At 62.5% G+C, this 21,241-nt stretch carries 20 protein-coding genes and 1 pseudogene; 4 read left to right on the forward strand and 17 right to left on the reverse strand.

Annotation, left to right across the window (positions count from 1 at the left end; translation table 11 throughout):
- Positions 1-63 (forward strand): IS3 family transposase, encoded by a 63-nt coding sequence (locus ACZYZ5_RS20865; protein WP_463899214.1) that lies wholly within the window; start codon positions 1-3, stop codon positions 61-63.
- Between the two features lie 155 nt (positions 64-218).
- On the opposite strand, the gene ACZYZ5_RS20870 is transcribed toward ACZYZ5_RS20865, so the two are convergent.
- The 3 genes from ACZYZ5_RS20870 to ACZYZ5_RS20880 all read right to left on the reverse strand — a co-directional run bounded on the left by ACZYZ5_RS20870 (position 219) and on the right by ACZYZ5_RS20880 (position 4,465).
- Complete coding sequence (locus tag ACZYZ5_RS20870) at positions 219-638, reverse strand: hypothetical protein (protein WP_463904275.1); 420 nt, start codon at positions 636-638, stop codon at positions 219-221.
- A 211-nt stretch (positions 639-849) separates the two neighbouring features.
- A complete protein-coding gene (locus ACZYZ5_RS20875; protein WP_463904276.1) occupies positions 850-1,314 on the reverse strand; it encodes a hypothetical protein in 465 nt (154 codons plus the stop codon).
- A gap of 85 nt (positions 1,315-1,399) precedes the next feature.
- A complete protein-coding gene (locus ACZYZ5_RS20880) occupies positions 1,400-4,465 on the reverse strand; it encodes a phage tail tape measure protein (RefSeq protein WP_463904277.1) in 3,066 nt (1,021 codons plus the stop codon).
- 803 nt (positions 4,466-5,268) lie between these two features.
- Between ACZYZ5_RS20880 and ACZYZ5_RS20885 the strand changes: the two genes are divergently transcribed.
- A complete protein-coding gene (locus ACZYZ5_RS20885) occupies positions 5,269-6,093 on the forward strand; it encodes an SGNH/GDSL hydrolase family protein (RefSeq protein ID WP_463904279.1) in 825 nt (274 codons plus the stop codon).
- Here ACZYZ5_RS20885 and ACZYZ5_RS20890 read toward each other — a convergent pair.
- The 13 genes and pseudogenes from ACZYZ5_RS20890 to ACZYZ5_RS20950 form a co-directional block, all read right to left on the reverse strand.
- Positions 6,090-6,701, reverse strand: coding sequence for a hypothetical protein (locus ACZYZ5_RS20890; protein WP_463904280.1), 612 nt, complete (start codon positions 6,699-6,701; stop codon positions 6,090-6,092). The genes ACZYZ5_RS20885 and ACZYZ5_RS20890 overlap by 4 nt on opposite strands.
- Positions 6,701-7,942 carry an SGNH/GDSL hydrolase family protein gene (locus ACZYZ5_RS20895; RefSeq protein WP_463904281.1) on the reverse strand — a complete coding sequence of 414 codons (1,242 nt, stop codon included), beginning with the start codon at positions 7,940-7,942 and terminating at the stop codon, positions 6,701-6,703. The genes ACZYZ5_RS20890 and ACZYZ5_RS20895 overlap by 1 nt, the downstream gene beginning before the upstream one ends.
- A 2-nt stretch (positions 7,943-7,944) precedes the next feature.
- The gene (locus tag ACZYZ5_RS20900) at positions 7,945-8,244 is read right to left on the reverse strand and encodes a hypothetical protein (RefSeq protein ID WP_463904282.1); all 300 of its coding nucleotides are present in this window, start codon (positions 8,242-8,244) and stop codon (positions 7,945-7,947) included.
- Positions 8,245-8,388: 144 nt separating this feature from the next.
- Positions 8,389-8,934, reverse strand: coding sequence for a hypothetical protein (locus ACZYZ5_RS20905; protein WP_463904283.1), 546 nt, complete (start codon positions 8,932-8,934; stop codon positions 8,389-8,391).
- Positions 8,935-9,198: 264 nt separating this feature from the next.
- Complete coding sequence (locus tag ACZYZ5_RS20910; protein WP_463904284.1) at positions 9,199-9,765, reverse strand: hypothetical protein; 567 nt, start codon at positions 9,763-9,765, stop codon at positions 9,199-9,201.
- A 195-nt stretch (positions 9,766-9,960) separates the two neighbouring features.
- Positions 9,961-10,578: a hypothetical protein gene (locus tag ACZYZ5_RS20915; protein ID WP_463904285.1), complete on the reverse strand. Its 618-nt coding sequence runs from the start codon at positions 10,576-10,578 to the stop codon at positions 9,961-9,963.
- A 9-nt stretch (positions 10,579-10,587) separates the two neighbouring features.
- Positions 10,588-10,854 carry a helix-turn-helix domain-containing protein gene (locus ACZYZ5_RS20920; protein WP_463904295.1) on the reverse strand — a complete coding sequence of 89 codons (267 nt, stop codon included), beginning with the start codon at positions 10,852-10,854 and terminating at the stop codon, positions 10,588-10,590.
- A gap of 143 nt (positions 10,855-10,997) precedes the next feature.
- Positions 10,998-11,216, reverse strand: coding sequence for a hypothetical protein (locus ACZYZ5_RS20925; protein ID WP_463904286.1), 219 nt, complete (start codon positions 11,214-11,216; stop codon positions 10,998-11,000).
- Complete coding sequence (locus ACZYZ5_RS20930; protein ID WP_463904287.1) at positions 11,216-11,467, reverse strand: hypothetical protein; 252 nt, start codon at positions 11,465-11,467, stop codon at positions 11,216-11,218. Before ACZYZ5_RS20930 ends, ACZYZ5_RS20925 begins: the two co-directional genes overlap by 1 nt.
- Positions 11,468-11,912: 445 nt before the next feature.
- On the reverse strand, positions 11,913-12,098 hold the full coding sequence (locus ACZYZ5_RS20935; RefSeq protein ID WP_463904288.1) for a hypothetical protein: 186 nt from the start codon (positions 12,096-12,098) through the stop codon (positions 11,913-11,915).
- Positions 12,095-13,450: an AAA family ATPase gene (locus ACZYZ5_RS20940; protein ID WP_463904289.1), complete on the reverse strand. Its 1,356-nt coding sequence runs from the start codon at positions 13,448-13,450 to the stop codon at positions 12,095-12,097. Before ACZYZ5_RS20940 ends, ACZYZ5_RS20935 begins: the two co-directional genes overlap by 4 nt.
- A gap of 858 nt (positions 13,451-14,308) precedes the next feature.
- A complete protein-coding gene (locus tag ACZYZ5_RS20945) occupies positions 14,309-15,733 on the reverse strand; it encodes a recombinase family protein (RefSeq protein ID WP_463904290.1) in 1,425 nt (474 codons plus the stop codon).
- Positions 15,734-15,766: 33 nt separating this feature from the next.
- Positions 15,767-16,042 (reverse strand): annotated as a pseudogene (locus ACZYZ5_RS20950) (CpaF family protein); the annotation flags it as partial.
- 291 nt (positions 16,043-16,333) lie between these two features.
- On the opposite strand from ACZYZ5_RS20950, the gene ACZYZ5_RS20955 reads away from it, so the two are divergent.
- Both ACZYZ5_RS20955 and ACZYZ5_RS20960 read left to right on the forward strand, forming a co-directional pair.
- On the forward strand, positions 16,334-19,024 hold the full coding sequence (locus ACZYZ5_RS20955) for a GH25 family lysozyme (RefSeq protein ID WP_463904291.1): 2,691 nt from the start codon (positions 16,334-16,336) through the stop codon (positions 19,022-19,024).
- A gap of 286 nt (positions 19,025-19,310) precedes the next feature.
- A complete protein-coding gene (locus tag ACZYZ5_RS20960; protein ID WP_463904292.1) occupies positions 19,311-19,868 on the forward strand; it encodes a GtrA family protein in 558 nt (185 codons plus the stop codon).
- Between the two features lie 72 nt (positions 19,869-19,940).
- Here the strand turns inward: ACZYZ5_RS20960 and ACZYZ5_RS20965 are convergent.
- Positions 19,941-21,241 (reverse strand): sugar nucleotide-binding protein (locus tag ACZYZ5_RS20965; RefSeq protein WP_463904294.1); only part of this gene is annotated, 1,301 nt, incomplete at its 5' end.

Here is a 21,241-nt window from a genome sequence, read left to right on the forward strand (position 1 = left end):
ATCTCGACAAGGCTAAAGGGCCTGAGCCCGGTGCAATACCGTGCTCAGGCCCTCGCAGCCTAGGCTCTTACTTGGCCAGTCCAACTTTCGGGGACCAGTTCACTATGACGGACGGGGGTTTCTGGTTTGACCCTCAACGCTGGGGGAACGGAGGGCCTACACAAAACTTACTGGCGAGTAGTTTAGTCACTCAAATGGATAGAGTCCGTCCGCTGCACCTATGCTGTCAGGAATCCGGGCATGCGGTTTCCCCAGCGGATCCCGCGTAGGTGTTCGGGGCAGCGGCGATACTCCTCAATATCCCAATCAGAATCGGACACGCGTTCCACACTGCCGGCGGGAATCCAAGCCCAGTGAGAGTGCCGCCCGTCGTCAGCCCAGCCCACGAGGACGTATGAGGGGTTCCAGCGCTCCGCGAGGGCGTAGACGCGTACCGTTCCACCATTAGTCAGGGGCAGGCTTGCAAGGACTTTCGGGTAGCTTCCATAGGTCCAGGACTTAGCGTCTTCCGGCTGGTGCCCCGGATCCGGTTTCAAGTACTCGAACGTTTCGCCGTCGAGCGTGAACGATGCCATGGCCCGAATATACCTGCCCCTTGTCAGCATCCGACCTACCGCGTCCACGTCTATCTTCACCACGGATGGGACACTATGCCGCGGGTACGACAAAACTTTCAGGCGGACGGCACAACTCAATCCCAAGTTCGGGGTTTTAGCATTCGTCTACCGTCTCCGTAACGGGTCCCGATGGTCTACGGGGCGGTAGGTGGCCCGCTCTGCCAATCGGGGAATGAGCGGGCCACCGCTTTACCTGAAACCCTGCAAGTCGCAAGCGGGCAGGGGGCTGGGGCTAGTGCGGAACTTCCTCGGGCCTGACGTAGTCGCCGAGGCCGTGAACCCGCCACTCACCTAACTCGCAACGCCACACGAGGGTGACGATGCCCGCACCACGGACGATCTGCTCCTCCAGTACCTGATAGCTGGATGTGACGCCCGAGAGGATCTTGAAATAGGCAACGTCTTCATCCCCGTACGCCCGATCCGCGATGGATCCATAGCCTCGATCTGGAACCGTGACGAGAAACGCCGCTGCTTCGCTGAAGTCTCCCCACGATGGCAGAGACTCCGGAGTGACAAGTTGCGTCAGCGCCATGAAATATTCTTCGTGTTTTTCCAGCGCATTGCAGAACATCATCCCCACCGCGACTGGGTCCCGGAAGGACGCCTCCGGCAAATGGGCCGACGCTTCACTGTCGTCAGCGAAGCGACGCCAGGCCCGAGGTGTCTGGTCATCCGAGTGCGAGTTATGCGTCATAGATACAGGCTAACGCGAGTCTCCGACGCCGTGGCCGCACGCAGTTGCCTAGCGCTGAGCGGCGCCGCAACAGATATAGCAGCCATCAGCGACCCCTCCTCATACGTTGTGAATCGGAATCAGCCGAAGAAACAACACCCTTAGCGGCAGTAACCGCCACGCCATGGAACACGCCAAGCACCTCACCCGAATCCATGACAAGAGTTCCCGTCATTTGGGTAGGGGCGGCGGAGCCCGCCGGCGAAACGCCAAGTGACCGCGCCGAATACTCACGCGCCTGACTCCCGTTCGCGTAGCCAGGCAGCTTCGGGAACGTGCCCGCATTGATCGCAGCGAGTTCCCGGTTGTACCGGTCGGAAGAATCGCCGTTGATGATCCATTCGCGCGCGTCCAGCCGCGCCCGTGGGATCCCGAGCGAATCGATCCCGAGGAACCCATCCGTTACCTCAGTGCCCGGGCCTGTCGACGGCAGCTTGCCGCCAGTGGAGAACCCCGGGAGACGCCCGCCAGTAGCGTAAGCCTGGGTCCGCTTGTCAGCAGTACCCTGCCCGGTCTGAACGCTGGCGGACCCTGTTGTTTCGTGGACTGTGGTGTTCTTGTGGATGGCGTAGGTGCGCACCGTCTTTCCGTCGATAGCGTCCAGCGCAGCGCCAGTTTCCTGGGCCATTCGCTTCGCTTCGCTGGACATCCACGAGTCAATCGAAACGCCCGGCGGGATCTTCATAATGTCCCGCGCCAACGCGACAGCTTCCTCGTCAGTGTCAGTGAACGCACGGGCGCTCTCAACCAGCGCGTCGTAGGTGGCCCCGAGGTTGCCCTGTAGCGCCTCCTGGCTCGCCCCGTTAGCAGCCATTGCCCCGGCTGAGCGGAACCCTGCGCCCGCAATAGCGTCAAGAGCCGCCTCATTGGCGCGGCCCTTCGCTGTCGTGGTGTCAAGCGTCGCGCCGTTGGTTTTGAGCGACTCTGACATCGCGTCGATAGCTTCCTCGAAGCCACGCGCCGCATCCCTAGCGCTGAGCTGCAACAGCCCCGCATTAATGAGGGCGTCCGTGAACTTCACCAGGTCAGTTACAGTGCCGTCCGCGGCAACGCCGATCTCGGCAAGGGCTTCCGCCACTTCCTCGGATGGCCCAACTGCACCGCCGGCGGAATCGCCAGCCGCCTTGATGCCAGCAGCGGCAGCGTCCCCACCGGCAGCGGCAGCTTCCATTGCGGCGGGAGTCTCACCCATCGCCCAGTTGAGTAGTTCCTGCTCGGTGAGCGTGACCTTGGAATCGCTAGCCAGCTTCCGAAGCGAATCAAGATACTCCGGGAACCGCTCGCCGACCTTCTCCAGGCTGATGCCCTGCTCGTCCGCAGACTCGGCAATGGACTTGAAGCCCTTAGCCGCAAGATCCATGTCGCCGGATCCAACCGCGGAAGCGATGGACTGGTCAACTTTGGTGATCCCGTCAGCGAGTTTCGCCATGCCGTTGTCCAAGCCGAGGCTCGCCCCGAACGACTCAATGGCGCTATTGAAGTCCTGGTTGACCAGCTTATTCAGCGCATCGCCGGCGGAGGTGATGTCGCCCTCAAATTCCTTAGCGCCAATTTCAGCGAATAGGGAGTCGAGCGAACCCTTCTCCCTGTCGATGCCCACGAGCGCCTGAGTGAACTTCTCCAGCGACGCGGTCGGTGCCTGCATTGAGTTGTGCAGACCCTTAACGATCTCAAACCCGACAATCGCCGCGGTGGCGGAACCCGCCGCCTTGCTGACACCAGCCAGTGCGCCGCGAGCCTTGCCACCAGACGGCGCGAGCTTGTCGAACGCCTGTATCGTGTCAAGAATCCGGGGGGCGAGAGTCAGGAACGCGCCAGCGCCCAGCGCCGCAACACCCGCCACGCCACCCAGTACCGTTAGGACGCCCTTGATGGGGTCAGGGAGCGACCCGAAAGCCTGCGCCAGACCAGCGGCGCCCTCAGCAATTCCAGCGATCATCGGGAGCAGCACGCCACCCGCATCAATCGCGGCGTCCTTAATGTTGTTCCAAGCAATCTTGACTTTAGACTCGGTCGTCTCGTACCGCTTAGCAGCTTCCTCAGCGAGCGCAGAGTTGGATTCCCACGCCGCATCGCCAAGCTTCAGCGAGTCCGTGAGCAGATCGCCGGCACCAGCGAGGCGCAACAGCACCGAAGTTTCCTCAGTGCCCTTGATGCCAAGGTTCGCCATCGTCTCAATGACGTTGCCGCCCTCATCCTTGACGCGAGACAAGCCCTTGACGACAGAATCGACAGCCCGCACAGGGTCAGTCTCAAACGCTGTAGCGAACTCCTTAGACGAAACCCCGGCAACCTTCGCCAGGTTGTCCAGTCCCTCGCCGCCAGTCTTCACATCCGCATACATGCGCTGCATGACACGGGACATGACGCCGCCGCCAAGCTGCGCCTCAATACCAACAGACGCCATCGCGTTAGCCAATGCCAACACGTCAGACTCAGACGCGCCCACGAGCTTACCCGCACCCGCGATCCGCTTAGCCATGTCCACAATCTCGGCCTCTGTCGAAGCGCCAGCGTTACCGAGAGCAACCAGTGTCGCGCCGAAACGCTCAACACCCTTAGAGCCCTCGCGCTCCATCGTGCCCATCACGTTAGAAATCTGAGCAATGGCAGTAGCGGCTTCATCGGCGGTCAGGTTAGTTGTCTCGCCAAGGTCGATCATTGTCTTCGTAAAGCCCGTGACATCCTCACGCGCCACGCCAAGCTGGCCCGCAGCCTCAGCTACGCCCGCGATCTCCTCATGAGTAGCGGGGAGGGTCTTCGCCAGCCCGCGCAAGGACGCCTCAAGCTCATCCATCTGCGCCGGGGTGCCGTCAACAGTCTTCGTAACGCCAGCCCATGCGCTTTCCCAGTCCATCGCAGCCTTGCCCGCGAGAGCCAACCCACCAACAGCCGCCGCCCCAAAGCCCATCATCGTCGTGCCGGCGGTATCCCAAGCCTCACGGTTCTTGTTCGCAGACTGAACCATCTTGCCGAGGTACGTGTCCGCAGCCTTGGAAGATTCCTCAGAAGCCTTCTGGGTTTTCTTGGTAGCCTGAGCGGCTTCCTCCATCGCCCTCTTAAAGCCCTGGATCTCGGCACTAAATTTCACGTTTACGCGTCGCTCCGCCATCGCGGATACCTACTCTCTTTTGGGTACAAAAAAGCCCGCCATGAGCGGGCTACTTAGGGTGTTGCTATTCAGTTATGAGTTGTGTTTCCCGAAGTCGTCAGGCCGGAAGCTGCCGTCAAGCACGGCCGCCCAAATAGACGGGCCTTCGCCCCAGCCGTAGGTGGTGCCGGCAATCCTCACTCGGTAGCAAGCGCCGCCCTTGAACCACGCTCGGAGCTTGCCCCGAGGCGAATCCAAGGACTGCTGGACAATCCGATTAGGGTCTGTGGAAATCTCCACGATTGGGGAGATGGCATCCCGCCGCGCTAGGCGTCGGCTAGTCATGCCGGACGACCCAACCAAGGGCCAGCATTCCGGCAGGGGTTAGACCTAGCTGGCCTCCTAGGTGCCGCATTTCCTGGGCCTGCCATGCGCTGGCGGACCCTTCATAAACAGCCCTCGCATGGCACACGTACGCCGCAACGGCGGGCACAACTTACCCTGCAAGTCGCAAGCGAGCAGGGTGTCGGCCTCAGGGAACTTAACCGGTCTTATGGGCCCATAGGATGGGCTCCATGAAGCGGACGGTTTTGAAGTGGGCGGCAATCGTTGGAGCATCCGTCCTGGTGGGGATGTTGCCGTGGTTCGGTAACGCCGGGAATGAATACAAGGGCGCGACACTCATCTTGCTTGCGTTCACAGGGATCACGGCCGCTGGCTACTGGGTTTCTGGGCACACTTCTCCGCCCGCCGGCAGCGAGGACACCGGAGATTCCTTCCTGTCGTAGGCTTGGCTGAACATCATCAGACTCTTTGGGGGAATCGTGGCCTTGTCGCGCCGCCGTAAACGCCGTGCCCTGATCTTTGCCGGCGTCATCACTGCCACCGCCCTGGCCGTGGCCGGTATCGCCGTCGGTTCTTCGGCGCAGGCTCCGCGTGAGTCGTTCCAGGTCGATCCGGACGTAGCGGCGAAGGCTGCGGCGTATGACGCCAAGGTGCGGGCCGATATGAAGGCGCAGTATGACGCTGCGGCCGAGGCCAAGATCATCAAGATTCAATTCCCCAAGGACCGGCCGCTGTCGGTCTTCTATGCCGGTGACTCGCTGAGCTACAGCCTCTTCACCAGCGCCGAGGCCAACGGGTACAGGTTCCTCTTCAACGCCGAGCTGCGCAAGCACGGCGAAATCCTGGAGCAGCGGGCCGTCAAGGCGGACGAGAAGGTTCTATTCAAGGTCGGAAACGTCAAGAACATACCGGAATCCGGCGTTGATCTCGCCATCCTTGAACTCGGAACCAACGACCTCGGCACCAACGAAGTTGGCAGCAGAACCGAATACGGGCAGCTCCGGATGCAGTACATAGATCTCATGGCCAAGGTCCAGCGGTCCCCTAATGTGCAGATCATTTGCGTCGGAGTGTGGGGGAAATCCGGACAAATGATCTCGGACCCTTTTGACTTCGAGATCCAGAGGGTCTGCGAGTCGAACGGCGGCCAGTATGTTGACCTGACCGCCGCGTACGAAACGGAGGGCACCTTCGGCCCCAAAGGGGCTCCGTCGTGGCTCGGCCCTTCAGATGATTTCCATCCCAATGACAAGGGCCACCGCATGATCGCTGACTTGCTACTTGCCCGGATCCGGGTCGTCTAGAGCACGAGCCAGTATGTCCCGTCGTTGATGACGGTCACATATGCGCCCGGCAGGACGGTGACGCTCGAAACAGCTGCGGTGTCGAAGAGTTGATCGGCGCCCGCCCGCGTCAAGGTGATCGTGCCGGCGCCCCGGTTCTTGATGCGGTACGTGAGTCCGGCGTTGTTCGCCAGCGTGGGGAGCGTCCATGCGGTAGCGGCGCCTCCGCTGTAGACGTAAAGGCCCGCGCTCCGGTCGAGGGTTTGAGTCACGGCGCTAGTCACGATGGCCGGGGTGATCGTCGTCGGCGACAGGAACGACACGTCCCACATGTTCGGCCCGCCGGGGGTGAGCATGGCGGACTGTCCCGGCTGGAGCGTGATGGACGCCGCGACGGTGGTCCCATACGCGAAGAAGTCCGCGTTTGACCGGGTGATCGTCAACGGCCCGGCTGTCGGCCGGACCCGGATAAAGTAGGTCTGCGAGTCCGTGGCGCGGGGCGAGGGCTGCGCGGGCGGGATCGTCCAGCCGCCGACACTGCTGGACGCGTAAACCCACACTCCGGTCCTGGTGACGTGGGCGTCCGTGTCAGAGAGCAGGAACGTGGGAAGGTCTGTTTTGGTCAGCACTATGCGGCCCTCGCGGCTTTCTGGATGGCGGATTTGATGACGTCGCGGAGTGTCGCGTTGCCGGTGTCGTTGGGGTGGATGCCGTCCGTGGTGGACGCGGCTGCCATCTGCACTTGTCCGCCGCTGGTCGCCCCGGACACTGCCGCGGAGGCGTCGGCGACGATAATGCCGCGCCCTGCCTGAGACAACACCTCAGCGTTGTAGGCGGTGCGGAGCGAGTCGGTCGCGCCGTACGCTTTGGCGGCGGTGTTGGACGGGAGCCAGGTCCACAGGACGACGGGCACGCCGAGCCGCTTCGCTTCCGCGAGGACACGGGCACGCTGGGCCCGCAGGTTAGACACGTCCGCCGCCCCAATGGTCGTAACGATGTCGTTGGGAGAGCCTGCCGGGAGGACCAGCACGTCAGGGCAGACATCGGATTGCAGGATGTCAATGGCGCGTTCGGAGAACACTCGCATGGACTGTCCCGACCAGCCGCAGTTCATGTACTCGTATGCGGTCCCGTTCATGCTGGACAACTGCTCGGTGGCGGGGAGGACGAAGCCCTCGTTCTTGTAGGTGCCACGCCCGTCCGTGATGGAGTCGCCCACAGCGCAGACCGTGATGACCTTGCCGCGGGAAAGGTACTGGATGCCCACGATCGGCGACTGACTGACGTTCGTCGTGGACGTGAAGCCCGTAGTGGCGGTGGTGTGGAGTCCGGACTGCTGCCGCGCCGCCCACAGCCGCCCATCAGTGCGGGTCGCCCAGTTGGTGAAGTTGTCAATGCCGTCACCGTAGACGGGGAGCGCCATGACGTCCTTCATGTAGGCGCGGACCACCACAAGGGGCTTCGTGCCGCCGTCCGTGCGGGGGACGCTCGGCACGTATATCCAGTCCGTCGCGGTGTAGGTGATGCGTTCGGTCCCGGGGGCGATGGGGGCGTAGACGCGGCCCATGCCGCTGCGGGCAGCGAGCGTCCACGTCCCGTCACTGTTGTTCAGGTCAGCTTTGGACCCGGTCACGGAGACGGCGACCTGCCGCATGGAGTGGGAGAACCCGGTGTCGGTGTTGGCGAAGATGACGCGGACGGCGTCGAAGTGCTGGGCGAGCTCCGCCGTGACCTGGAACGTGTTCGCGGGGCTGTTTACCATAGTGCCCATGCGCCCGCCGAAGATGCGGGTGGCGACGTTGGAGGGCTTGGTCTGGGTGTAGTTCTTGGCGGCGTCGGCTTTCGCCATGCCGAGCGTTACAACGTCCATTGCTATGCCGCTCCTGTCACGTTGCCGCTGGCATCGTAGGTGAATGTCTTAGTGGACCCGGCGCGGGTCTGCGTGGCAACGGTGCCGTCGGGGTTGTACGTGAACGTGGTCAGGACGCCGTTCTCCGTGGTCGTGGCCACCGAGCCGTCCCCGTTGTAGGTCACAGCCAGCGTCGGGTTGCCTGGGACAAAGGTGGCATTAAGTGCCGTTGCTGCGAGGTTGTCGGGAAGGTTCACTTCGCGGATGTTGACGCTGTCGGGGACGTTGAACGAGTCGTCAACGGATACGAGTCTGCGGGGCATGGGTCAGGATCCATTCTTGAAAAAGCCGGGGTCGGCTGGGTCTTCGGTAAGGATGTTTACGGTGTGGGCAATGTAGAAGCCGGGATCTGCCGGGTCTTCAAAAAGGCACATCCCATCGAGCGTCGGTTCAAGTTCAGGCAAAGGTCATGCTCCGATCAGGTAGAGGCCCGGCGTTACCGGGTCCGGTTGAATTGGTCCGGTCGGCGTGATGTCGGCCATGAAGTACGTGCCGGGGTTGTCAGGGTCCTCGGAAAGGCCGAGCCCCGTGTCGCCCGTGCCCGCTGCGATGTTCGCCTCGGCCTGACCGATGCGTGCGGAGAAGCTGGCGTATTGCCCATCGACTTGTGCGAGGTGCGCGTCTTGTGCGGAGTCGCTAAATTCGAGGCTGTTCAGCCGCGCGCCGTGCGTGGTGTTCGTGGATTCGATACCGGTCAGGCGGCTGTCCCGTGCGGTGTTCGTTGACTCGACTGCCGTGACGCGGGCCGTCGTTGCGGTGATGGACGACTCGACGGCGGTGAGCCTGCCATTCTGCGTGACATTCAGCGCCTCAATGGAGCTGAGTCGCCCGCGGTCTTCCTGGTGGCGCTCCTCGGCCTTCTGTGCGTTGTCGGCGATGACGTTGTCGCCGCCCCGGGCTAGCTCGTTGCCGTCCGGTTTCTTAAACCCCAGCGGGGTGGTTTGGATAGCCAAGGAAGGCTCCTCTCGTCTGGTTTTGGGTATGAAAAAGCCCGCCATGAGCGGGCTGCTAGTGGTGTTGCTATTCAGTTATTGGCTGCTGACCTCTCCCCAAACCTTCAATCCCATTTGGAAAAAAAGTCCGGGGAGAGATCACGCCTACACCCAGAGGGGCTTAGGGCTGGGGCGACGGGGGGCCTCCCCCTGGTAGTGAATGACAGCACCCGACGAGGCCCCATGACATTGCTTGTGTGATGTCATGGGGCCCTTTGGAGGTGGCTAGAAGCCGAGCTCTTCGGGTTTCTGGACGCTGAGGACGATCCCGCTCTCCCAAGAGTCTCGGCTTGTAAAGATCCCCTTGGGTGTTTGGAGCGACAGGAGTTCTTTCAGCTTGTCCCCGTAGAAAGGGTGTCTCTCCGCGTAACTGTTGGCTACCTGATCCCAAGAGTGCTCAATGGCCTGCTGCATGAGCGCCTTGACCATGACCGTGTCACCGGAGAGTTCAGCCTGATCAAGGACTTTAAGCGCCTTCGTCTGGTCGAACTTGTCGAGGGCTTCGACGCGTTCCTGTGCATCTCGGAAGCTAATGGCCGTCTGAGCGTCAGGAGTGGTTGTGCTGCCGAATAGGTCGCGTCTCAGAACGTGGGTTCTCAGTGTCTTGGCAGAACTGAGGGAGTCCTTGATCGCGCCAATGGCGTTGGAGACGCTGTGGTATTCGGCGGCGATCTGTTCTTTCTTCCCCTCGGGGGTGAGGTTATCGTCAGATCGGATCCGCTGGAGCGCATCCAGGAAGTTGCTCTGGATCTGTTCGGCTCGTCGGCCGTCGGGGGTATCGCTGAAACTCATGGTTTCTTGTCCTTATGCTGCTTGGGCCGCTTTGGCTGCGGCGAAGTGTTTTACGTCTTCACGGGCGATTCGGTAGCGTCCGTTGAGTTGCTGCGGCTGTTTGTTGTGTTCGGTTCGCAGCCCCCGCCGGGCCCTCGGGCTCTGCGGGGGCTGCGAACCGCAATCGGGCAGGGGTGCGGGGCAGTAGTCCGAGCGTTAGCTTTCGGAGCTGGCGAGGGCTTCGATCTGGGAGTCCACGTTGTACATGCCGAGCTCTGAGGGCTTCTCGACGCTGTAGGTCATGGCGGCGCCGAGGATTTGAGCGAAGCCGGCGGATCCCTTCCCGTAGCTTTCGATCTCGATGAGTTCGTTGAACTTCGCTTCGCTGGCCGGGTTGGTGTCGGCGTACTGGTTGATGGCTTCGTTCCAGCCCGACTCGAAGGCCCGTGCCGCTACTGCTTTGGCGAGGCTCGCGTCGCCCGAAATTTCGGCCCGACTGAGCAGTTGGAGTGCGGTGCGCTCGTCTTCGATGCTCGCGGCCCGGTCCTGCGCGTCTCGGTAGGAGATGGCGGTGTTGGGATCGGCATAGCCGGGTAGTCCGAAGAGGTCGCGGCGGAGGGCTTTGGCTCGCGTCTGGTTATGGGTGTTCTCGTCAGCTTCGAGCTTCTGCATCCGCGGCTTGTAGTCGAGGTAGAGGGTTGCAAGTTCCTTCTGCTTCCCGTGGGCTGAGAGGGTGCGGTCGTTTCGGATGCCGTCCATGAGGCGCTGGTATTCGCCCCTAAGTGTGTTGGCCTTCTGCTGTTGCGGGGTGTTTCCGGACTGGACACGGGTCATGATGTTCTCCTATGCCGCTTTGGCGGCTTTGAAATGTGCGATGTCTTCTGGGGTGATGCGCCAGCGACCGTTGAGGTTTGTTGCTGGTAGCCGGTGTTCGGCGATTGCCAGGCGGACGGCGCGGTCTGTGATGCCGAGTCGGTCAGCGGCTTGTGTCGTGCTGAACCATTGATTTAATTGTGTGGGAGCTTCCGGTTCCGGCGCTTGGTTGCTTCCGGTGACGGTAGTGCGCCAGTGCAGGGATGCCCGGTGTAGGGCTTGGAGGACACTGTCCACTTCCGCGTCGATGCCTCTTGCCCTGACGCGTAGGTCGTTCAAGCCTGCGTGACGTTCAAGCCAGGCCGCTACCCTTGCCGGGAGGATAACGATTGGTGCTGCTACCCCGTGGATGTACGCCTCGGGAGGTCTAGGTATGTTCGTCAAGCGCCCTCCAACACGTCGATGATCTGGTCCGCAATACGGGTCGCGTCCAGGTCGGTGAGAATCGCCAGCAGGTATTGGCCCCGAAAAATGCCGACGCCGGCTGCCCGCCCCTCGGGGCCGGTGATTAGTACAGGTCGTGCGTGAGTTTTCCCGGACCCGGTGATGTTGTGGCCGTGAAGGTGGGCTGGTGTGATGAAGGGTGCAACCTTGGACATCAGGCCCCATTCCGGTATTCAGCTTCGATAGCGTCGAGGATGACGAGCGCCCGCTCGGGGGTTCTGCCGGCAATGTTCAGCAGGGCAGCAACGACGCGCATCAATGCACGGGTGATGTCGAGGTGATGCTGGGTCGTGTCCGCGGATCCCATGGCAGCCTCGATAAGAAGTGTTTCCGTTACGGACCCTGGGGCCTCGATGGTCCGCCTGACCAGTGCGAGGGCGACCTCCTCGGCAGTTGGGCCGCTCATAGTGGACGTTCCGTCCCTGAGGATTTGATGGTGCCGGCGGCCTCTGCGATGCGCTGCCAGCGTGCGGCGCGTTCCGCCTGGTGCAAGGCACGTTCCCGCCATAGGGCACACTGTGCTTCCCACGTCCAGGCGTCGGTGCGGGCTTCCGTGAAGGGGTCATACGCCATTTCGGGGCCTTCTTTCTCTGTCGATTCGTCGCGCAACTTCGTTGCCGACCGGGTCGCGATGCAGCCCGCGGTCCTTGTGCTTCTCGGGAGTGTTCTTTGATGCCAAGAGCTGCTGGTGGAGTCGCAAGCTGAGTTCCCGGTAATGTCTTGCTTGGGATTCCCAGTAGGTAGCCATCTCCGCATCCGTCGGCGGGTTCATAGCAGTTCCCGGAGTTCGTCATGGAGCCGTACAAGCTCCACGTGGAGGTCTTCGAGGCGTTGGAGCATATGGGCTTCATTCATGGGCGTTCACGTCCGTCATAGAGCGCCAGGCGAGTGCTGGCTGCGTCCAGCGAGGTACGGAGCGTCAGTATCTCGGCCTCAGATCGGGCTAGCTTCTTTTCGAGCTTGGAGATGATGCCCTGACGGATGTTGGCGAGATAGCGCCAGCGTTCGGCGGGCGTGTAAGTTGACGGTTCAGTCATGCTGCGCACTCCTGGTGGTATTCGTGTTCGGTGTCATCCAGCAAGTCACCACAGGCTGCACAGAGCGCCGGGTCAGTGTTCCTAAGTGCAGGAGTATCTGTGTAGGAAGTAAGGACTCTAGGGAGACTAGGAATACTCAGAGATTCAGTGTTCCTAGACTTCTCAGTGTTCCTAGACTCCTGAGTTAGAGGGGCTGAGTAGGAAGACTGGGTTAGCGTGTACAGCCATGGCTGTCCGGGGCCCGTCGGCGCCGAGCTGCCAAGGGCCTTCATGGCCTTCTCTACAGCCGTCTTCCCGTAGCCGTCTTGCCTCAGATGTTCCTTCACGTCTGCTGCCGGCGCGGTTCCGTCCGTTCCATCCATGTAAGCCCTGACTGAAGCTTCGGCCTCGTCGGACTTCGTAGGCTTCCGGTCCGCCTCCGCTTCCTCTTGCTTCCACTGGGCAATCAATTGAGCGATTGGCATTAGAGCAGATGCCGGGGCAGCTAGTAGAGCTGTTGTTCCCGGATCGTCGTCCGTCTGGTTCCTGACCTGTTCAACGCGTACTTGGAACTTCACCGCGTCAACAATCCCGGTGGTGTTGGCCTTGTCAGGTCCAACCCATAGAAACTGTCCATCGTCATCCTGCGCGGGCGGCCGTGCCGCGAATAGCACCATGCGGGCCTTCTGCCTGAGCGCCGCGGTTCCGCCCATAAGGTCACGGGTGTTTGCCGTGTCCATTCGGTTCGTGTGCGTCACCAGCAGCACTGCGATGTCGTGGCGGGTAGCTAGGTCCTTCCAGGGGTGCAAGGCGGATCGTGCCTGCTGCGTGTCCCTGATGTTGAGATTCCCCGCTACCGTGTCGAGCCAAGCATCTACAACCAGAAATGCGGGCTTCACTTCCATCAGATCGAGCAAGCCATCCAGCAGGAGCATGTCGCCATTGTTCCCGCCTGAAAATACGGGTGTTCCGGTCCCGTCATCCTCGGAGCAGAAGAAGTGAATCCGGCTAATGTCTGCTCCTGCGGTACTGAGCCTTGCCTCTACTTCGCTTGCAGAATCTTCGGTTACGATCACGACGACATCGGCCGGCGGGCGGGCCGCCCAGTTGAACATCGGGAACGATTTCCCCGTTGTTACCAGCGTTGCCATGAGTACCCACAAGAGGCTTTTGCCGATGCCTTCCGCGCCCACTAGGACGGTGATTTCTCGGCGTGGTAACCATCCGCGGCCAAGCCATTTAGTGTGCGGTGGGAGTTTCAATTCGGTTGCCCGGCGGAGTTTTAGACCGGTTCTGGCGGCGGGCTTCGTTTCGATTACCGGGGCTTCGTCGTCGTAGGCTTCGCTCGCAAAGTAATCCGGCACGCCGTTCATGCGGCCTCACCGGCTGAGAAGGTTCCAAACTTGCCCGGGGTTTCGTTCTCCAGGATCCAGTGTTCAATTTCCCAGTGCTGGTACGCGGCTACAGACATTCCGCCTCCGGTCCCGAGCAGTGACCCGATTGTCCTCTGCTGCTGGGGTGTGAAGTCCGGCCACGTGGCTAGAACTGAATCGACATAGGCGGCTGCGCGTGCTGCGGCTTGACCGGCGGTGCTGGTAGGGGATAGCTTTATTACACATTCAGTTTCGCTTGAGCGCGAAACTGGTGAAGCGTTTGCCAATGACTTCTCCTTCGGGAGATGAGTAACTGCCTTTTGCGGGGCTAAAAGATTCGGTTGACAGACGCGCCGAAGCCGTGACCCTGCCAGGTTGCGGCTTCTCCATTTCTGGAGTCTTGCGAACGGCGCGAGAAAGCACCAAAACGGATTCGCTTGTGGGCTATCCGTCCGTCCTCTTCCTGTACTCCTAATTCTCCACGACTAGGGGCCCGTTTCCTATAGCCGCAAATGCCCCTAGGGCCGCCGGTTGGAAGCAGAAAGAAATACTGCGGGCCCGTTTTTAGCCCGACTTGAGGGCATTCACTTGCGGGGCAACTTGCCCTTTCTTGACCGCCGTATTGCAGAGCCAGCCGTTCCCGTCAACAGGTCCCGATGCGCGTTCCCTTTAAGCGTGCGGAATTCGCCAGGGGATATGGAGAATATTCCCCACATCCCAAGGCAACGGCTTGCGCGACGGCGCGCAAGCTCCGGAGAGGGTGGAATCCTTCAGAATGTTTCTGGATTGCTACCGCGAATGTGACTAAGATCACAAAACATTCTGAGTTATCCACATCCCAATCCACAGAAATTGGGCCTAGGATGCCGCCTTCGGCGTGAACCTAACCTGATCTGGATCAAACTTCACGCCGGGGCCACTGGGCAGAATCGCAATTTCGACAAGGCTGCGAATAATGGCTCGCTTGCGTTCCAGGCTTGTCGACGCCCACCTAGCAGCGGCACCCGGCCCGGTCATGCCGTCGAGGAGCCAGTTAGGTTGGAGCTTCAGCACTTCCCGGTCCGCCGCGTCGATCTGCGCCCTAAGCTGGTCATTGATTCGTGCGAACTGCCGCGCCGTGACGTCACCCTGAGCGAAGCTATCCGCCACAGTGTCCATACGGGCCAGTATCGCGTCACGGGCCGTTAGGGCGGCGTGTAGCGCGTCCGGCTTGGCCGCCACAGCCGCGAGCGCACCGGGGTTTGATAGCAGCCTCACCATAAACACGTTCACCACAAAATCCACGGGTTCCATCTGGCGCGTGAGCTTCATGCACTTCGGGCAGACATACGCCGGTTTGCGGTGCTTGCCGTCCGCCTTGGGTTGGTGGATGTTCGGGCGCAGCGGTGCCCCGCAACCCTCGCGGCCACAGAGTGCAATGCCTGATAGTAGGTACTTCGCCTCCAGTCCGCGGGAGTGCCGCCGCCCCGGTGCAGTGAGAACAGCCATTGCCTGATCGTAGGTGTCCTGGCTAATGATGGGTTCCCATTCGCCCGTACTGACTATCTGGCCTTCATGCGTCCTGTGGCCCGCATAGCGGGGCCTGCGGAGCATGTTGCCCACGACGTTACCGGCGAACGGATTACCGCGGCCTGTCGTGAATCCACGGCTGTTTAGGTATGCCGCCAGACTGCGCAAGGACTCCCCCGCAATGACCATCCGGTAAAGCTCCCGAACGGCGTCCGCCTGCAAAGGTTCTATGACTTCCCGATATCCAGCGTCGCGCCCATCCTCTGCTGTGACGCGCTCCCTGACGTAACCGAACGGGGTAACACCGTGAGCCTTGCCCTCTTTGGCGTTCTCCTGGAACTTTCGCTTGAGCCGGCGTGACATCTGCTCTACCTCGTGGCGGGCCACACTGCCCTTAATTCGCGCTGTAAGCCGCCCCTGAGGCGTCGCTAGGTCCACTTCCCCACCGACAGACGCAAGGGCCGTGTGGTGCCTGTCAGCTAGGTCTATGAACCGTTCCAGTTCAGCGGGTGTCCGGGTCAGCCTGTCGACGTCGTACACAACCAGGGCGTCAATTGACCGGGACTCGATAGCTGCCAGCAGTCGCTCATACTCTGGCCTGCGCTTGGATTTCGTTGCGCTCACGTCGTTGTCTGTGAAGACCTCGGCTAGGGGCCACCCGCGCCGTTCCGCCTCTCTTGTGCAGTCGTCGATCTGGCGTGCAACGCCGAGAGCGGTTCCGTCGTCGGAAGATATGCGGGCATAGATGCCACAGGCTTGCACGGTGGAGGTCATGCAACGAGCCTAGGCGGTAAGCAACCTAAATGGAATGTTGACGGGAGCGTTGAGCCAGATTTCCTCGATGGCCGGGTCGTCCAGCAGGGGCTGCAGGGCACCGAACCCCGCCACGGCGTCGAAGACGAACCTTCTGGCGGTCTCTAGCGGGCCGATCGGCGGGAGTGGCGCCAACAGGGCGCGCTCGTCGTAATCCAGCACCGCTGCCTCAACGAGGCGGCGGACTTCACCGGTCTGCCTGAGGGGGTCCAGGCCGCGACGGCGCATCAGTTCGCGGACTTCGCCCTCGACAATGCGTACAGCCTCCACAATGGCCCCCATATGACTGCCGCCCTGTCCCCGGGGCGCTGCAATTGGGTTAAAGCTATGGGCGGGTGGCCTTCGGGACAAGGGCCTGCTGGGTCGCATGTGGAAAACCCGACACCACGGTCACAACATTTGTCCCACCAGTAACAGCAGAAACTCTGGTTCAGTCTAAGCGGCGGTGTTAGGGTGAGCGCGACAAGTCAGACATTCTCGCATCCGGGCAGCTCCGTCTGCTATTCACCGGGCGCGAGATCACTATGACACTGCCATGAGCGTGTTGTTCCGGAGCGGATAATGAAGCGGACCCTACTTCCCCCCACTAACCACTTCGGCAGCCGGGTCGGGGCCGCACTGCTGGCCGTCTCCCTCATCGCCGGTCCCGGCCTGGCCACGCCGGCAGCCGCCGTCGAGCCGACACCAACGCCACCCGCTGCCGCAACGGGTGACACGACAGCGCCTCCGCCCGCACCGACGGCCACGCCCGCCCTGGCCACAGCGCCGGCGGCCCCCTCGCCGTCGGCAAGCATGGCGCCGTTGACGGTTGACAAATCCACGGAGGCTTACCGGAACGCAATGGCCGAGGCGACCAAGACCGGCGGCGCGGAGATGGGGCAGGGAACGCGCGCCGCCGACGCATCGCTCGACGGGGACAAGGCCGCGGGCACCGAGGCGCTGGCCACCGAAGGCACCTGGACGCCCAGCTTTGGGGTCCAGGGACTCGACGTCAGCAAGTACCAGGTCGGAATCAACTGGCAGACGCAGTGGAACATGGGCGCGCGCTTCGCCTACATCAAGGCCACCGAAGGAAATTACTACACCAGCACCACTTTCAGCGATCAGTACCAGGGCTCCCGGGCCGTCGGCATGATCCGCGGCGCCTACCATTTCGCCAACCCCGCGGCCTCCTCCGGCGCCGACCAGGCCCGGATTTTCGTCCAGAACGGCGGCGGCTGGAGCGCCGACGGTTACACCCTCCCTCCCGTGCTCGACTTTGAGGGAAACCCCTACGCCGGCCAGACCATTGGCGGCTACTACCAGGGCAACACTTGTTATGACATGACCCCCAGTCAGCTGACGGCCTGGGCCCGCGACTTCGGCAACACCATGAAAGCGCTGACAGGCCGGCTGCCTGTCATGTACACCACCACCTCATGGTGGAACTCCTGCACGGGCGGACCCTCCGGCTTCGGCGACTGGCCGCTGTGGATCGCCCGCTGGCCGAGCTCGGCCAGCGACAGCCCGGGCGCCCTGCCTTCCAGCTGGGCCAACTTCAGCTTGTGGCAGTACAGCGAGACAGGACCCTTCGCCGGCGGCGGGGATTCCAACGTCTGGAACGGGGATTACGCCTCGCTCAAGCGGTTCGCCACGGGCACTCCCCCGCCACCCCCGCCCGCTCCGCCGGTCCCGACCGACCCGACACGCCGGCTCGTCTCGCCCGGGGATTTCGACGGCGACGGCCGTGCCGACCAGATCCAGCGCCGGGCCGACGGCGAGCTCTGGTTCTACGCCGGCAACGGCGCCGGACAGTTCCTGGCCGGGCGGCGGATCGGTTCCGGCTGGGGAATCTATGACCGGGTCCTCGGCGTGGGCGACTACAACTCCGATGGAAAGAACGACCTGGTCGCGAGGAAGCTCGACGGCTCGCTCTGGTTCTATGCAGGCACCGGAAGGGTGGCGGCAACCGACGAGGGCTACCGCCCCGTCGCCAGGATCGGCGAATTCGGCTGGGGCGCCTTTGACAGTCTCCTCGGCGTCCGGGACTTCGACGGCGACGGGAAGCCAGACCTGGCGGCACGCACGCCCGACGGAAGCCTGTATCTCTACTCGGGAACCGGCACCGGGCAAACCGGCGCGGCACGCAAGATCGACTACGGCTGGCAGATCTTTGACCGGCTCATCGCCATCCAGGACTTCGACGGCGACGGCACCAACGATCTCGCCGGCCGGCGGCCCGACGGCACCTTGTGGCTGTACTCCAACACGGGCCGCGCCGTACTGGCCAACGGACGCCAGATAGGTTCGGGCTGGGGAATCTACACCGAGATCGTAGGAGCCGGGGACGGCAACGGCGACCGGATGGCCGACGTCGTGGCCAGCGACTCCACCGGTGCGGTCTTCTTTTACGCAGGAACCGCCATGAAGGACCAGGGCTACCAGGCCGCCCGGAAAATCGGGGAGTTCGGCTGGGGTGCCTTCAACGCGCTCGTGGCGGTCCAGGATTTCAACGGCGACGGAAAGGGCGACCTGCTGGCCCGCAAGCCCGACGGGACGCTGTGGTTCTACCCCGGCAACGGGACAGGAGCCTATGGAATCCCGACGAGGATCGGCGACTACGGCTGGGAGGCCTTCGATGCCTTCGCCGGCGTAGGGGACTTCAACGGCGACGGTAAGAACGACCTCGTGGCCAGGAAACCGGACGGAACGCTGTGGCTGTACCCGGGGACAGGGCGCGTGGATTCGGGCAGCACCGGCTACGCCGGCGCGAAGAAGATTGGCCTGGCCGGCTGGGAGGTCTTCGACACGATCACCGGCGTCGGGGATCTGAGCGGCGACGGCAGGAACGACCTCCTGGCCCGGAAGCCCAACGGGTCGTTGTGGCTGTACAACGGAACCGGGAAAGTCGACGCCACCAACAACGGCTACCAGAGTGCGGTAAGAGTCGGGGACTACGGGTGGGAAGCCTTCGACCAGTTCTTCGGAGCCGGCGACTTCAACGCTGACGGCAGGAACGACCTTCTGGCCCGCAGGCCCGACGGCACACTGTGGCTCTACCCCGGAAACGGCACCGGCAAACCCGGATCCACGATTCGGATCGGAACCGGCATGGATGTCTATGACAGGCTTCTCAACGGCTGGAACCTCAACAGCGACGGCCATCCGGATCTCGTCGCACGGAGGCCGGACGGCTCCCTCTGGGCGTACTCCGGAACCGGCATGAAGCCCAGTGAGGGTTATCTGGCCCGCATCCTCGCAGTGGTTCTCTAAGCAGCCCCGCTGGGGGGCGTCGGAACCGGCGCCCCCAGCGAAGCAGGCTTGCCGCCGGGACTGGCTTAGACTACATAGAGCCATGACCTAGGGCAGACCCGTATGCTGCAGGGTCGTTGCCCGCCATTCCCTGAGGAGCCCGCACCTTGAAGCACGCCATCACGCGGCCTGCCGGCCTCCGGGCCGAGTTTATTCCGACGACAGATCCACCCGCTCGTCCGGCCCCTCCCACCATGCCTTCCGCCAGCGACCGGGAACGCCTCGCACCCGTTGGGCAGGGCAAGCCATGAGCCGGACGACTCCCGCCGACACGTCGGCGGTAAAGAAGCCCCGCGGGCTGCTGGCAAAATTCTTTGGCCACAGCGCCGTCCGCTACCTCATCGTGGGCGGGCTCTCCTTCGCCGTCGATTTTGGCCTCCTCGTTCTCCTGCGCGAGGTCTTCCACTGGGAAGTCGGGATTGCCAGCGCCACGGCCTTCCTCAGCAGCCTCGTCTTCAACTTCTTGGTGCAGCGGAAGTTCTCCTTCGAATCCACCCACCGGACCCACGTCAGCATGATCCGCTACGGAATACTGGTGGTCGCCAATACCCTGGCCACGGTGCTCATCGTGCAATTGCTGACGCCGACGGTCCTGGGTTACATGGGCGGCAAAGTCGTCTCCACAGCCGCCATGACGGTCTGGAACTTCTTCCTGTACCAACACTGGGTGTTTGGGAAGAAGTCGACCCACCACGGCCCCCACGAGCACAAACACCTGCCCGAGGCGCTGGGCGACACCCACGAGGCGGCGGAGTCGGTACAGCCCTCGAAAGACCTGGGACGGACACTGCCGGAGTCCTCCTAGGAGCAGCGAGCCAGCGACGAAGGCCCGGACTGGGATTCAGTCCGGGCCTTCGTTATTCCCAACTACGTCGCGTTATACGGGGCTGCGCAGGTATTCCGCCAGCCGCTGCGAGGCGTCGGCCGGCGTGAACCCGGTCGCTTTGATCTTGTCCAGTTCCAGGACGCTGTTGAGCGGCCGGGGCGCCGCCGCCTTCCCCCGAAAATAGTCTTCTGTGGAGACCCCGGTAACATCCCCGCGGGCCGCGCCCGCCAGTTCAAAGACATCAGCGGCGACGTCGGCCCAGGACTGGGGCTCGCCGTCATTCGTCAGGTTGTAAATGCCAAACGGCGCCTTGACCTTCAGTAGGTGCCTGATGCCCGCGGCAAGGTCCTCGGCAGAGGTCAGCCGTCCCACCTGGTCATCAACAACCGTCGGGGTGATCCCCTTGGCCGCCAGTGCCGCCATGGTGCGGACGAAGTTACTGCCCTCCCCGATGACCCAGCTGGTGCGGACGATGTAGTGGCTGGGGACAACGCTGACGACGGCGTCCCCGGCGGCCTTCGTCTGGCCGTAGACTCCCAACGGGGCCGGCCCCTCGTCCTCACCGTGGCTTTTCATGGAGCCGTCAAAAACGTAGTCGCTGGAAACGTGCACCAGCACGAGCCCGTAGCGCGCCGAAATTTTGGCCATTTCGGCGACGGCTGTGACGTTGAGGGCCCATGCCGCGCCCCGTCCCTCTTCGGTTTCCGCCTCATCCACCGCGGTGTACGCAGCCGCGTTGATGATGGTGGAGTACCGCCGCCAGTTCCGGCTTGTGAACGAAGCAGGATCGGCCACATCGAATTCACTGCGTTCCGCGAACTCCACGCTCGTATCATCCGCGTACGCAGCCCGCAGTGCTTTGCCCAGCTGTCCGCCGGCTCCCAGTACCAGCGTGCGACGCGGCGGCATCGGGACGACGTCGTTCAGCCGCGGGTGGGCCTTGTCCTTGTCGGAAAGCTCGGCCTGGTCCAGCGGCACGGGCCACGGGATGGCGACAGTATCGTCCGCCAGGTTCAGGAATGTGTACTGCCCCTGCGCATCTTCGGACCAGTGATCGTTTACAAGATAGGCGTAGGCCGTATTGTCCTCGAGGGTCTGGAAAGCATTGCCCACGCCCCTGGGAATGAAAATGGCTTTGCTTGGGTCCAGCTCGGCGGTGAAGACTGTGCCGAAGCTGGGGCCCTCCCGCAGGTCCACCCAGGCACCGAAGATGCGTCCGGACGCCACCGAGACGAACTTATCCCAGGGTTCTGCATGGATTCCCCGGGTGGTTCCGGCCTTGTCGTTATAGGAGATGTTGTTCTGGACCGGCCCGAAATCGGGCAGACCGGCGGCCAGCATCCGCTCGCGCT

The organism is Pseudarthrobacter ribosi, assembly GCF_055412865.1.